At 49.0% G+C, this 13,098-nt stretch carries 13 protein-coding genes; 10 read left to right on the plus strand and 3 right to left on the minus strand.

Features of this window, described 5'->3' with window-relative positions; genetic code table 11:
* The first annotated feature begins 77 nt into the window (after nt 1-77).
* Entirely contained in the window at nt 78-914 is an 837-nt protein-coding gene (locus tag JOD20_RS14990) for a M20/M25/M40 family metallo-hydrolase (protein WP_204756042.1), read from the plus strand.
* Between the two features lie 161 nt (nt 915-1,075).
* Here JOD20_RS14990 and JOD20_RS14995 read toward each other — a convergent pair whose 3' ends face one another.
* Complete coding sequence (locus JOD20_RS14995; RefSeq protein WP_204756043.1) at nt 1,076-2,281, minus strand: trehalase family glycosidase; 1,206 nt, start codon at nt 2,279-2,281, stop codon at nt 1,076-1,078.
* Between the two features lie 153 nt (nt 2,282-2,434).
* Here JOD20_RS14995 and JOD20_RS15000 point away from each other — a divergent pair, with 153 nt between their 5' ends.
* The 5 genes from JOD20_RS15000 (at nt 2,435) to otsB (ending at nt 7,760) form a co-directional block, all read left to right on the plus strand.
* Nucleotides 2,435-2,686: a hypothetical protein gene (locus tag JOD20_RS15000; RefSeq protein WP_054533626.1), complete on the plus strand. Its 252-nt coding sequence runs from the start codon at nt 2,435-2,437 to the stop codon at nt 2,684-2,686.
* Between the two features lie 189 nt (nt 2,687-2,875).
* Nucleotides 2,876-3,457, plus strand: coding sequence for an HDIG domain-containing metalloprotein (locus JOD20_RS15005; RefSeq protein WP_204756044.1), 582 nt, complete (start codon nt 2,876-2,878; stop codon nt 3,455-3,457).
* Between the two features lie 371 nt (nt 3,458-3,828).
* Complete coding sequence (locus JOD20_RS15010) at nt 3,829-5,298, plus strand: alpha,alpha-trehalose-phosphate synthase (UDP-forming) (protein WP_204756045.1); 1,470 nt, start codon at nt 3,829-3,831, stop codon at nt 5,296-5,298.
* A 16-nt stretch (nt 5,299-5,314) separates the two neighbouring features.
* Nucleotides 5,315-6,961, plus strand: coding sequence for a maltose alpha-D-glucosyltransferase (treS, locus tag JOD20_RS15015; protein ID WP_204756046.1), 1,647 nt, complete (start codon nt 5,315-5,317; stop codon nt 6,959-6,961).
* Nucleotides 6,942-7,760: a trehalose-phosphatase gene (otsB, locus tag JOD20_RS15020; protein WP_204756047.1), complete on the plus strand. Its 819-nt coding sequence runs from the start codon at nt 6,942-6,944 to the stop codon at nt 7,758-7,760. The genes treS and otsB overlap by 20 nt, the downstream gene beginning before the upstream one ends.
* Before the next feature lie 81 nt (nt 7,761-7,841).
* On the opposite strand, the gene JOD20_RS15025 is transcribed toward otsB, so the two are convergent.
* Both JOD20_RS15025 and JOD20_RS15030 read right to left on the minus strand, forming a co-directional pair.
* Nucleotides 7,842-8,198 carry a hypothetical protein gene (locus JOD20_RS15025; RefSeq protein WP_204756048.1) on the minus strand — a complete coding sequence of 119 codons (357 nt, stop codon included), beginning with the start codon at nt 8,196-8,198 and terminating at the stop codon, nt 7,842-7,844.
* A 29-nt stretch (nt 8,199-8,227) separates the two neighbouring features.
* A complete protein-coding gene (locus JOD20_RS15030) occupies nt 8,228-8,575 on the minus strand; it encodes a hypothetical protein (protein WP_204756049.1) in 348 nt (115 codons plus the stop codon).
* A gap of 279 nt (nt 8,576-8,854) precedes the next feature.
* Here JOD20_RS15030 and JOD20_RS15035 point away from each other — a divergent pair, with 279 nt between their 5' ends.
* From JOD20_RS15035 to JOD20_RS15050, 4 genes are read left to right on the plus strand one after another with little or no spacing between them, the layout of a single operon-like run.
* Complete coding sequence (locus JOD20_RS15035; RefSeq protein ID WP_204756050.1) at nt 8,855-10,159, plus strand: NAD(P)-binding domain-containing protein; 1,305 nt, start codon at nt 8,855-8,857, stop codon at nt 10,157-10,159.
* Between the two features lie 40 nt (nt 10,160-10,199).
* Entirely contained in the window at nt 10,200-11,426 is a 1,227-nt protein-coding gene (locus tag JOD20_RS15040; RefSeq protein ID WP_204756051.1) for an MFS transporter, read from the plus strand.
* Nucleotides 11,419-12,513: a flavin-containing monooxygenase gene (locus JOD20_RS15045; protein WP_204756052.1), complete on the plus strand. Its 1,095-nt coding sequence runs from the start codon at nt 11,419-11,421 to the stop codon at nt 12,511-12,513. The genes JOD20_RS15040 and JOD20_RS15045 overlap by 8 nt, the downstream gene beginning before the upstream one ends.
* Nucleotides 12,510-13,061, plus strand: a complete 552-nt coding sequence (locus JOD20_RS15050; protein WP_204756053.1) for a sigma-70 family RNA polymerase sigma factor — start codon at nt 12,510-12,512, stop codon at nt 13,059-13,061. Before JOD20_RS15045 ends, JOD20_RS15050 begins: the two co-directional genes overlap by 4 nt.
* The last annotated feature ends 37 nt before the right edge of the window (nt 13,062-13,098 follow it).

A 13,098-nucleotide genomic window follows, 5' to 3' on the forward strand; every position in this document is an offset into this window, starting at 1 on the left:
CAAACCGTTGCGTGGCTGCCTAGACCAACACATGTTCGCTTGGTGTGTGCCATCCAAACGACAGACATAGGCATACTATGTCGTTGCTGAGTTTCGGTGGTACGCTTGATCATCTGCGCTTGCCCTATTTGTATGCTGGAGCGCGTGGGCGTTTGTTGGTGCGTTTACGCTCTGAGGGAGCTAAAATTCCGATTGGCGCGGATATGGCGACCAGCGTGCCAAATCCTGCGTGGCGGATTCTCTGGGCCGTTAATCGCATCAAAAACGATAGTGAAGAAGTGACGATCGATGGTTTTTATGATGCGGTTGTGCCACCTTCTCGTGAAGCCAATAAGCTGACCCGTGGTTTGCAGCTTGATGAAGCAACGCGGCTCAAGGCATGGGGCATGCCTCAGTTTTTATTCGGCATGAGTGGTGCTGGCCTAGCCCGCGCCGAAACCTTCAACCCCACCTGTAATGTTGCCGATTTAACCGTTGATACCGGCCACAGCCCGCCGCCAACCATTCCAGCCAGCGCCGAAGTGCTGCTTGATTTTAGCCTTGTGCCCGAACAACGGCCAACCGAAGTTGTGCGTTTGTTGCGCGAGCATTTAAATAGTGCCGATTTCCACGATGTGCATTTGGAAATTGTCAAAGGTGCTTACCCACCAGCGATGAATGCGCTGAGTACGCCCCTATTAAATACCTTGGCAACCGCCGTCGAGCAGGTCTATGGCGCTACGCCGCAAGTTGTGCCGCTTGCGCCATTCTCGGTGCCATTACACTTCTTTACCGCAGGTATGAATGTGCCAGCAGTTGCTATGGGCATTCAGCGCCCCGATAGCAATGTACGGGTGATTAATGAACACGTGGCTTTAGCCGACCTAACCTCGATGGCGCGCTTGATCGAGTATTTGATCAATAATGTTGGCTAGCATGGTACAGCGCGTGTTGGATTAAGTATGTCCCCTCACCCCCTCTCCCACGAAAATGCGGGCGAGGGGGAGCATCAATATTCACCACAAATTAGGCGAAAACCACGGCGTTAAAGCCCCTCACCCGCGCACGGGCGAGGGGTTGGGGCAAGGGAATCTCATTACCCGCCAAGTTGCCAACGTTCAATTGTTGCTTGGTCTACGCGGCGCTTGAAATCGAGATAAACTGCATTCGACCAGCCAAAGCCTGGCAACGAACCATATTTGCCACCTTCAACATCGCCCGCAGGATCAACTACGTTATATTTTTCCCACATGGCGTTGGTGCGCTCAAAAACTGTTTCGTTGAGCGAGCACCATGCGTGCATAACTTCGCGCGCCTGTTGTTGATAGCCATAGCGCAACAAACCTTCAACCACAATCCATTGCAAAGGTGCCCAGCCATTGGGGCTAGCCCATTGATAGCTTGAATGGGTTTTGAGCGTCGTGACCAACCCACCAGCACGCATAAATTGGGGTAGCCATTGCTCAACTACTTGCGACGCTTGGTCTGCGCTTGCCCAGCCAGCCCACAGTGGGTAAAAACCAGCCAACGATGGGTTTTCCAAATCAGGTTCTTCGTTGAGATAATTGTAATCGTAGAAAAAGCCGCTGGCTGCATCCCAAAATACTTCCTGCATTGTGGCGGCGCGTTCGGCGGCGCGGGCTTGCCATTGCTCAGCCGCTACTTGATCATCACGCAAACGGGCTGCTTGGGCAAAATCACATTCGCGCAGATACAAAATGCTATTTAAATCAACTGGCAAATGGCTCATCCATTGCCCATTGCAGCGGGTCGAATGATCCCAGCCGCTTTCACAGCAGGCTAAGGTATCAAGATAATTAATATCAAAATAGCGCGACAAGCCACGATGCACTTGGCGTTGATGCGGGTGCGTGGTTGCCAGCCAAACGCTGGCATGTTCTTGCTCAGCCAAGGCCATCATGGTTTGCAGCCACGTTGCACAATCGGCATCGCCTGCTGCTACTTTCGTTTGGTAGGCCAGCCAAATCAATTGAGTGAAAAACGGCGGTTGACTGCGCGAAAGAAAATAATAGCGACTAGCATTGGGAATCACCCCAAAACGCTGATAGAGATAGGCCATATTTTCAACCATGCCCACAATCGCTGCTTCGTAGCGTGTGCCACCCAAGCCCAAGGCAATAAAAAAACTATCCCAATAAAACATTTCTTGGAAGGTTGGGTCATGGGTTGGCACCATAAACGTATGGGGCAAGCCAATTAAGGTTTTTCGATCTTCCGGCTGTTGACGAACAAGTTTGTCCCAATAAGTATCGATGTACTGCGTGATTGCAGGCTGTCGCATACGCTTCCTGTTCTTTTTGACTTCTACCGTGTGCTGTAGTATGATCGCGATGCCGCACGTACTACCGCGCTCCATTGTTCCGTTTGGGGCACGTTTGTATGTTAAGCTATGTTTGAACCACGACGTTCAACTAACCCTTAGGAGGACTCAACCATGGCTGCGCCCATTGACCGCGCACAAATTCTGGAGGCCTTGCGCACCGCCGATACGACGATTAGTTGTTATCTCGATCTTGAGTCGGGTAGTGTTATCAGCATTGATGACACGGCTTCCGACGCTGATACCGAAGCAAAGCGCAACGATATTATGGAAGGCTATGGCGAACGTTTTCGCTATATCTCAGGTGGTCAGACCGGCGCTGATGATGCTGCGGTTCAAGCATGGCTTGATGGCGAAGGCTTATAAACCTTTGCTGGCAACGCCAATGACCCATCTATAACCCCAAATGCGTTTTCCAGTGCCTCGTGTTTCATTTGCGTGGATATGGCTGGAGCGATGGATACAAGAAGAACATAGAACGAGTTGGTTCTGTGTTCTTTGCTTTTTAGCTCCCGCAATGTGCTCCAATTTGCTGGCTATTTTTAGGAGATCTGTATGGTGAATAGTTATGCTGCCGCCGAAGCGTTGCTTGCTGAGTGGGTCCAAAGTGAAAGCCTGCGCAAACACTGCCTCGCGGTTTCTACCTCCATGCGTCATATGGCGCAACGTCACCAGGCTGATGCCGAGCTTTGGGCAACTGTTGGCTTGATTCACGACCTCGATTATGAGCGTTTTCCCAATGCTGCCCAATCTCCTACAGCCGAACATCCCTCCGAAGCAGTGCGGGTGCTCCGTGAACTCGGCTGGAGCGAGGAGATTTGTCGCGCTATTTTATCACATGCCGATTATTGCCATGTTGAGCGGATTACGCCTATGGAAAAAACCCTTTACGCCGTCGATGAACTTTCTGGTTTTGTCACTGCTGTGGCGTTGGTTCGCCCCGATAAAAGCGTGCATAGCGTTGAAGTCAGCTCAGTCAAGAAGAAAATGAAGGATAAAGCTTTTGCCCGCGCCGTCAATCGCGAAGATATTCTGCGCGGCGCGCAAGAACTCGACGTACCACTCGAAACCTTGATCGAAGAAGTGATTACGGCCCTGCGCGGCAATGCAGTCGCCCTCGGCTTGAATGGAATTTAGGCTATTGGCTTTGGGCTATTGGCTTTTGGGCTATTGGCTTTTGGGCTATTGGCTTTTGGGCTATTGGCTTTTGAGATCGATAATGCTCCGATAGCCTATAGCCTATAGCCTGATTAACCTTTGAACATCCATTAACATTCGATTGCAGTATACGCTTGTGCTTAAACCACGAAATAGCCCATTCTAATCGCTTAAACGCTCCGTTTAACCCACGAAATTCCTGCTATTTCTGGCACTATCCCTGCTAATCAACCTAAGTATCTGCTCAACGCTGTGCTGTATTTGCCTGCAATACTGCTGTATTGCTGCGTATTTTGCTGTGGATTGATAGTATTGATAGTAGTGCTGTGTTTTTAGAAGGATGGCAAATCATGCAAGAGTTACCGAATCGTCTGATGATTGTTTCTAATCGCCTGCCGATTACAATCGCTGAGCAACCCAATGGCACGCCGATGCTCAAACCTGCCTCTGGTGGTTTGGTTACTGCGCTTGACCCAATTTTGCGTCAAGCCCGCGGGACATGGATCGGCTGGTCGGGAACCAATGATGCTGATCAGACGGTTGATCAATTGCTCGAAGATGCAACAAATTCAATTGGTTATCATATGCATGCGATTCACTTGAGCCAAGAAGAACAGGAAAAGTTTTATTTGGGCTTTTCCAATGAAATTATTTGGCCATTGTTTCACGATTTGCAATCGCGCTGTAATTTTGACCCAAGTTATTGGACAACCTATGAGCAAGTGAATCGTAAATATGCTGAAACCATCGCTGAACATTATCGCGATGATACTTATATCTGGGTGCAAGATTATCAGTTGATTAATGTGGCATGTGAATTACGCCAGCTTGGGATCGATGCCCATATTGGTTTCTTTTTACATATTCCTTTTCCACACATCGATATTTTTCTCAAATTGCCATGGCGCGAGCAAATTCTCAATGGCTTGCTCGAATATGATTTGCTTGGCTTTCAAACCAATCGCGATTTGAATAATTTTTTGATTTGTGTTGAAGCATTATTGCCCGATGCTGAGATTGATCGTTCTGGTGAATATCCATTAATTTTACACGCCGATCGCAATCCAACCAAAGTTGGCTTTTTTCCAATTAGCATCGATCCGCATGAATTTCGCGCAGCTGCGCATACCCAAGATGTTGATAGCTTGTATGGCCAAATTCGCGAATCGTTTCCAGCGCGTAAATTAATTCTTGGCGTTGATCGTTTGGATTACACCAAAGGCATTCCAGAACGCTTGCAAGCATTTAGCACCTTGCTCGAAACCTACCCCGAACTTCAGCAAGCAATTTCATTAACTCAAGTAGTGGTGCCAAGCCGCGAAGATATTAGCGAATATGCCGATTTGAAGCAAACAATTCAGCAATTGGTGAGCGAAATTAATGGTAAATATACCAAAATTGGCTGGGTGCCGATTCATTATATCTATCGCTCATTGCCCCGCGAAGAATTATTAGCCTATTATCGCGCCGCTCATGCTGCATTAATCACGCCATTAAAGGATGGCATGAATCTTGTAGCAAAGGAATATGCGGTTTGCGGCCCTGATGATGGCGTGCTGATCCTGAGTGAATTTGCTGGCGCTGCAATGCAACTATCTGAACATTCATTGACGGTTAATCCGTATGATCTTACTGGCACGGCTCAAGCAATTTATAATGCAGTCACAATGCCGCGTGCTGAACGAATGGAACACATTAGCAAATTACGCCATTCAATCAATCAATATGATATTTACTGGTGGGTTGATACCTTTTTGCAAGCTGCCAATGTTAAGCGTTCAGAGTCGGTTGAACAAGCCTCAGGTTTGGAAGCACGCTAGCTACTAAAGGAGTTATATGCAGAACGATTGGTATAAAGATGCAATCTTTTACGAATTGCATGTACGAGCTTTTCAAGATAGTAATGGCGATGGTAATGGCGATTTTCGCGGCCTGATTTCGCGCTTGGATTATTTGCAAAGTTTAGGGGTCGATTGTTTATGGTTATTGCCATTCTATCCATCGCCTGGCAAAGATGATGGTTATGACGTAGCCGATTATTGTAATGTGCATCCTAGTTATGGCACAATGGAAGATGTCGTTACATTTTTCGAAGCAGCCCATTCGCGTGGCTTGCGGGTGATGATCGACCTTGTGGTTAATCACACCTCGGATCAACATCCATGGTTTCAAGCTGCGCGCCAACCTGATTCGCCATATCGCGATTATTATGTTTGGAGCGATAACAATCAACTCTATCGTGATGCACGGATTATTTTCACCGATACAGAGCGCTCAAACTGGGCTTGGGATGATCTCTCAGAATCCTATTATTGGCATCGTTTCTTTAGCCATCAGCCCGATTTGAATTATGAAAATCCTGCTGTCTTAGAAGAAATGTATAATGTGATGCGGTTTTGGCTTGATCGCGGGGTCGATGGCTTTCGGATTGATGCAGTCCCCTACTTGATCGAACGCGATGGCACAAATTGCGAAAATCTCCCTGAAACCCATGCAATTTTGCGCAAAATGCGCCAATTTGTTGATGAGCATTATCCAAATTGTGTCTTGCTTGCAGAAGCCAATCAATGGCCCGATGATGTGCGCCATTATTTTGGCGATGATGATGAATTTCATATGGCGTTTAATTTTCCGGTTATGCCACGCATGTTTATGGCGTTGCGCAAGGAAGATAGTACACCAATTATCGATATTGTGCGTCAAACGCCAAAAATTCCCGATAATTGTCAATGGGCAACATTTTTACGCAATCACGATGAATTAACCCTCGAAATGGTCACTGACGAAGAACGTGATTATATGTATCGTGAATATGCAGCCGATCCGCGCATGAAAATCAATATTGGTATTCGTCGTCGTTTAGCGCCCTTGATGGATAACGCACGGCGGCGAATGGAACTAATGAATAGCATGTTATTGAGTTTGCCTGGCTCACCAATTATTTATTATGGCGATGAAATTGGGATGGGCGATAATATTTATCTTGGCGACCGCAATGGCGTGCGCACTCCGATGCAGTGGAATGGCGACCGCAATGCGGGCTTTTCAGCTGCCGATTTTGCTCGTTTGTATAGCCCAGTAATTATCGATCCAGTTTATGGCTATCAAGCGATCAACGTCGAAGCCCAAGAGCGCGTCCAATCGTCGCTGCTGAATTGGATGAAGCGGCTGATTCGGGTGCGCAAGCGCTATTCGGTCTTTGGCCGTGGCGATATTCGCATTCTCGAAACTCAAAATCGCAAAGTTTTGGCCTATTTGCGTAGCTATTCCGACCAAATTGTGCTGATTGTCAATAATCTTTCGCGCTTTATTCAGCCAGTTGAGCTTGATTTAGCTGAATTTGCGGGCATGCGCTTGGTCGAATTGATTGGCGAAACGCCATTTCCAGCGGTGGCCGAAACCCCTTATTTTCTCTCGTTAGCGCCACATGGTTTTATGTGGTTCCGCTTAGAAGGAGCACGCCTTGCTCTCGACGACGCTTAAGCAACGCCTCCAACCAATTATCGCCGTCGAGCGACTGGGATTGATCACCGATATTGATGGCACGATCAGCCGCATTGCGCCAACGCCTGATGGCGCGACGGTTGATCCGTTATGCCGCGCCGCTTTGAGCCAGTTATCGGAGCATTTGCCCTTGGTTGCGGCGGTTTCCGGTCGGGCGGCCCGCGATGTGCAGCGCATGTTGCAATTGCCAGCCATGCGCTACATTGGCAATCATGGCTTGGAAGTGTGGGGCCAAGATGGCGGTGTGCTGGTGCCTGCCGCCCAACCGTTTAGCGCTGCGGTGCGCGAGTTTGTGGTGGCGATGGAGCGCTACGAGCTGCCCGAAGGGGTTGTGCTTGAATCCAAGGGCATCACCGCAACTTTGCACTATCGTTTGGCTACCGATCAAGCTGCTGCTGAAGCTTGGTTGCGCAAAGTGTTGGGCGAATTAGCTTCCGCCCACAATTTGATTATCACCGAAGGCTTGATGATTTTCGAGGTTCGGCCACCAGTCAGTTGGCATAAAGGCAGCGCAGTTGGCTGGCTGATCGACGATCAAAAACTTGATGCGGCGATTTTCTTTGGCGACGATTTGACCGATGTTGATGGCTTTCGGGCGATCGCAGCGGCACGCAAACGTGGCTGCCAAGCTGTGGCGATTGGCGTAATCAATCCAGAATCGCATCCATCGGTGGCCGAAACTGCCGATATTTGTATCGATGGCGTTGGTTCGACCGCCGAAGTGCTGCAATGGATTCTTGAGCAGCGGCTGGCTCAAGTCCAAGCAACGAATAGCTAGCATTTGCCAAATTCGCAATTTACGTAGCTCCAATCTACACTTGTTTAAGCAACAGGTTGCAGATTGGAGCTTTTGTGATAGCTATAATGCAGGTGGCACAAAATAATCGTTATCATTGTTTGAGCGTGGCTTATCTAATTCCGTGCGATATAAACGCAAATGTGGTCGAATCAGACGAATAATATACTGATTGAAACAGAATATAAATATCATTGTTGTTGTAAATTGAATAATTGGCGATAATAATAATGAAAAATGAATATTAAATGTAATTAATGTAAATATTCCCATATGGATCGCAAATATGGCTAGCAAACCCAACCATAAGCGTGGATTATAACGATTAGCTTTAATTGCCCGATAGCGCAAATCAATCTGTTTATGTTTATCAAGCCCTTGCAATTCAGGAACTGCATTATTCGACCAATAAATTTTCATGGCGATTCCTGTACTAGAATTGAGATTAATCAAGCATGAGGCACGAAATATTCATTTTTATGCTCAGCCGCATTCTCCTCAAGCTCATAGCGATAGTGGGATAAAGTTGGGCGCAGTGCAGCAATAATAATGGCATTACTAATTAAGCCAATAATTCCCCCAGTGATTGCACCCACTAGCATTCCCATCCAAAGGCTATCGAGCCTTGGAAAAAGTAATATTGCAGTAACGATCCCCACATAGAGCACAGCATAGCCAAGCCAAACCCTTTTATTTTTACGATTTGCTTTTAGCGCTTGTTTCCATAAAAGGCGCTTTTGTGGTTTAGGGTAGCCATCAAGTTCTGGAATCGAATTGAGTGAAAGATAGAATTTCATTGCTTCTCTCCTGAGTTGTAGTTCCATAAGTATACACAGCGCTATGGTACGAAGCAATTAGCGCGTGGTTGCAATTAGCTTTGTTTTTCGATATTGATTTTTTTCAATCTCTATGCTAGGCTAAGCAGCAACCAAACTTCGCATGCTAGTCAGCACAAGGCTGGCATATTTTTAGCAATCGCTTATCGAAAAAATTCAATTCATCATCATTTTGAGGTGGATTTTTGTTTCGCTTAGATATTGAAAATTTTCAATCTAGCGTTATTCAGGAGGTTTTGGATGGATTTTGACCATTTACCAGTGGCCGTGATTGGGTCGGGGCCTGTTGGCTTGGCGGCGGCAGCACATTTGGTGGCGCGCAATCAAACGCCGCTGCTTTTCGAAGCTGGCCCACGGGTGGCCGATTCGGTGCAAAAATGGGGCCATGTTCGGCTCTTCTCGCCTTGGGAATTCAACCTTGATCCGCTGGCTGAAACGCTTTTGACTGCCACTGGTTGGCAAGCACCCGATTTAAGCCACTTTCCAACTGGAGCTGAATTGGTGCGCGATTATTTAGCGCCATTGGCTCAGTTGCCCCAAATTGAATCGCAGATTCGGCTCAATAGCAAAGTTGTGGCAATTACGCGCTTGGGTTTGGATAAATTGAAAAATGCAGGGCGGGCAACTACGCCATTTGTGCTAACAATTGAAACTGCTGGCGAGAGCTATCAAATTCATGCCAAAGCAGTGATTGATGCCTCGGGAACCTATCGCAGCCCAAATCCATTGGGTGCTGCTGGTGTGCCAGCCTTGGGCGAAGCAAATGCCTCAGCCCAGATTTACTATGGGATTCCCGATATTTTGGGCAGCGAGCAGGCGCGCTATGCTAATCGTTCGGTGGCGGTGGTCGGTAGTGGCCATTCGGCCTTTAATGCGCTGCTCGATTTGGCTAGCCTCGCTGAACAAGCGTCGGCAACGACGATTACCTGGATTATGCGGCGCGAACAGCTTGATGCTGCTTTGTATGGCGGCGGAGCAAACGATCAGTTGGTTCAGCGCGGGGTTTTAGGTGCTCAGGTTGAGCAACTGCTGGCGAGTGGACGGCTTAAGCTGGTTACTGGTTTTCGCATTGATGCAATTAGCCAGATTGGTCAACAACTGTGTTTGCACGCAGCCGAGCAGCAACTGACTGGCTTTGATCAAGTGATTGCCACAACTGGCTTCCGCCCCGATTTGGCTATGCTCAGCGAAGTACGTTTGGAGCTTGATTCAGCAGTCGAAAGCCCACGGGTTTTGGCTCCCTTGATTGATCCAAATGCGCATAGTTGTGGCACGGTGCGCCCCCATGGCGCTGAAGAATTACGCCATCCTGAGCCAAATTTCTACATTGTGGGCATGAAAAGCTATGGTCGTGCGCCAACATTTTTGATGCGGACAGGCTATGAGCAAGTGCGCTCGGTTGTCGCGGCAATTGTTGGCGATTGGCAAGCTGCCCGCGATGTGCAGTTGGTCTTGCCTGAAACGGGAGTTTGTAAAACTCAATTTGGTGGAGAGGCATGCTGTGGCACAACCTCAGCCCGCAGCGAGATTCTGTTGCAGTTGTAGAATGGCCGCTTAGCAAGCAATTGTAAAAAAGGATTTGGTTATGCGGCAAAGCCCATTTTATGGCTGGTGGATTGTGAGCACGCTAGGATTTACCGAAATGACTTCGTGGGGCGTGATTTACTACGCATTTAGCGTGCTTTTGGCTCCGATGCAGCAGGAGTTGGGTTGGTCGCAGGCCCATTTTACTGGTGGATTTTCGTTAGCGCTGTTTATTTCAGGGATTGTTGCCTTGCCAATTGGGCGCTGGCTCGATCAGCACGGCGCACGTGGTTTGATGACGCTTGGCTCGTGTTTGGCAACGGTTTTGGTTGTGGCATGGGCCAATGTCCAAACGCTCTTGGCTTGGTATCTGATTTGGGCTGGCTTGGGGGTGGCGATGGCGGCAATTTTATATGAGCCAGCATTTGCCGTCGTCGCAACATGGTTTCAGCGCAAACGCCAACATGCACTCACCATTTTGACGGTTGGTGGTGGTTTGGCGAGCGTTGTGTATGTGCCCTTAATCACGCGTTTGCTCAGCACAATGGCTTGGCGCGAAGTCTTGCTTTGGCTAGCTGGTGGCTTGGCGATCCTCACGATTCCGCTTCATGGCTTGGTGCTACGAGCCAAACCTGCCGACTTGGGCTTGTTGCCCGATGGAGAGCCGTTGCCTGTTGTTGCCACTGCGTCTACGCCGCCGATTCAACCATCGATGTCGTTGAGCAAGGCTCTGCGCGTTGGCGCATTTTGGTGGTTGGCGTTGGCATTTGGCCTGACCACGATGGCAACATTTACGCTTGGCGTGCATTTGATCTCGGCGATTAAAGCCCAAGGCTATGCGCCAGAAATTCAGGCCTTGGCTGTTGCAATCTTGGGTGGTTCGCAAATTCCCAGCCGGATTTTGATTGGCAGCATAGGACGGCGTTTGCCTCAAGCACAATTAGCGTGGATGTTGTGTTTGGTGCAAAGCTTGGCTTTTGCAATCTTCTTATCTGTGCCAAGCGTTGCGGGCTTAATGCTCTTTGCCTGCTTGTTTGGCGCTGGTTCTGGTGCGTTGACTCCAACTCGTGCAGCCTTGGTGGCCGATGTATTTGGCAGCGCCCAATATGCCAGCATCAGCGGAGCTTTAGCGTTGTTGACGACAACTGCGCGGGCGTTGGCCCCGGTTTTGGCCAGCTTGTTGGTGGCGCTGCTGCATAGTTATCAACCACTTTTTGGCTTATTGTTGCTGATGTGTCTAATCAGCGCAGCAGCAATTTACTTCATTCGAGGTGCAAGCAATGCCTAAGCAAACGATTGTAATTGGCGCAGGTCAGGCTGGCCTCGCTGCTGGCTATTGGCTGCAACGAGCCAAGGTGCCGTTTCAAATTCTCGAGGCCCAGCCGCTGGTTGGTGGCTCCTGGCCAGCCTATTATGCCAGTTTGAAGCTCTTTTCGCCTGCTCGATTTTCGAGTTTACCGGGCCTTGATTTTCCTGCGCCTGCTGCTAGCTATCCCGACCGCGATGCTGTGGTTGCCTATTTGCGGCGTTATGCTGAGCATTTTAAGTTGCCAATTCAAACCAACACACCAATTCGCACGATCGAACGCCAGCAAGCTGGTTTTCGGCTGCTAACGAACGATGGGCGGGTTTTTCAAGCTGGCCAGCTTATTGCGGCAACTGGAGCATTTTCGCGGCCTTTTATGCCTCAATTGCCTGATCAAGGTTTATTTCAAGGCCAGATTTTACATAGTGCTAGCTATCGCACACCACGTGATTTTGCTGGCAAACGGGTGATTGTGGTGGGTGCTGGCAATTCGGCGATTCAAATTGCGCTTGAGCTTGCCGAGGTTGCCAACGTAACCCTTGCCACCCGCCAGCCAATTCGCTTTCAAGCCCAAACGATTGCCGGACGCGATCTGCATTGGTGGTGGTGGCTGACGGGCTTTGATCGCTTGTCGCTCGATAGCCGTTTGGGCCGCTGGATTCAGCAACGCACTCAGGGAATTGTCCTCGATACTGGTCTGTATAACAGAAAGATTAGTCAAAATCAACCGCAGCGTCGAGCCATGTTCGAGCGTTTTACTGAAACTGGGATTGTTTGGGCCGCTGGGCAGCCCGAGCCAGTTGATGTCGTGTTATTTGCAACTGGCTATCGGCCAGCTTTAGGCTACCTGCAAAACCTCGATGCCTTGGATGAAGCTGGCTTGCCATTGCACAAGGCTGGAGTTAGCACCACGGTTGATAATCTGTATTATGTTGGCTTGGAGCAACAATATAATTTCGCGTCGGCAACCTTGCGCGGCGTTGGCGCTGATGCAGCCCGAGTTGTGCGCCAGATTCAAGCACACGCACATCAACCAACTCGTTGTTGTCGTTGGGCGGTGTGGCAATGAACCAGCTCGATTTGAATCAGCTTTGGTTGAATTTAGCCGAGCCACTCCGTCGATTTCTCGGCGCACGTTTGGCTGATCCGACTGCGGTCGAAGATTTGTTGCAAGATATTTTTCTGGCTGCCTATCTCAATCGCGAGCAACTCCACGACCCTGAGCGTAGTCGGGCTTGGTTGTGGCAAATTGCCCGTCGCAAACTCATCGATCGCTATCGTAGCCGTCGCGAAACCAGCGAGATTGATGAAAATTTGACGGCTGAACCGCAACAAACACCGCCAATTTTAGCTGACTTTGAGCAGTGTGTGCAGCACATGTTGGCCCGTTTGCCGGCCCAAGATCGCTTGGTTTTGCAACGCACAGCCTTTGAAGGCATCAGTCAACAGGCCTTGAGCCTCGAATTGGGCTTGTCATTTTCGGGAACAAAATCGCGGGTTCAGCGCGCACGCCAGAAATTACGCCAGCTGTTCGATCAATGTTGTGCGATTGAGCGCGATGCTGATGGCCATGTGTTGGATTGTTATCCACAGCCGCAATCAATTCAACTCGTTTAAGCTGCGTCCTTTTGCTAATTGACCGTCTTTAATAGTA

This window comes from Herpetosiphon giganteus, from assembly GCF_016907925.1.
Lineage (GTDB): Bacteria > Chloroflexota > Chloroflexia > Chloroflexales > Herpetosiphonaceae > Herpetosiphon > Herpetosiphon giganteus.

Coding starts and splice junctions, on each gene's coding strand:
- JOD20_RS15025 (WP_204756048.1), bottom strand. CDS start 8,198: ATGAAAATTTATTGGTCGAATAATGCAGTTCCTGAATTGCAAGGGCTT.
- JOD20_RS15050 (WP_204756053.1), top strand. CDS start 12,510: ATGAACCAGCTCGATTTGAATCAGCTTTGGTTGAATTTAGCCGAGCCA.
- JOD20_RS15005 (WP_204756044.1), top strand. CDS start 2,876: ATGGTGAATAGTTATGCTGCCGCCGAAGCGTTGCTTGCTGAGTGGGTC.
- JOD20_RS14990 (WP_204756042.1), top strand. CDS start 78: ATGTCGTTGCTGAGTTTCGGTGGTACGCTTGATCATCTGCGCTTGCCC.
- JOD20_RS15040 (WP_204756051.1), top strand. CDS start 10,200: ATGCGGCAAAGCCCATTTTATGGCTGGTGGATTGTGAGCACGCTAGGA.
- JOD20_RS15030 (WP_204756049.1), bottom strand. CDS start 8,575: ATGAAATTCTATCTTTCACTCAATTCGATTCCAGAACTTGATGGCTAC.
- treS (WP_204756046.1), top strand. CDS start 5,315: ATGCAGAACGATTGGTATAAAGATGCAATCTTTTACGAATTGCATGTA.
- JOD20_RS15010 (WP_204756045.1), top strand. CDS start 3,829: ATGCAAGAGTTACCGAATCGTCTGATGATTGTTTCTAATCGCCTGCCG.
- JOD20_RS15000 (WP_054533626.1), top strand. CDS start 2,435: ATGGCTGCGCCCATTGACCGCGCACAAATTCTGGAGGCCTTGCGCACC.
- JOD20_RS14995 (WP_204756043.1), bottom strand. CDS start 2,281: ATGCGACAGCCTGCAATCACGCAGTACATCGATACTTATTGGGACAAA.
- JOD20_RS15035 (WP_204756050.1), top strand. CDS start 8,855: ATGGATTTTGACCATTTACCAGTGGCCGTGATTGGGTCGGGGCCTGTT.
- JOD20_RS15045 (WP_204756052.1), top strand. CDS start 11,419: ATGCCTAAGCAAACGATTGTAATTGGCGCAGGTCAGGCTGGCCTCGCT.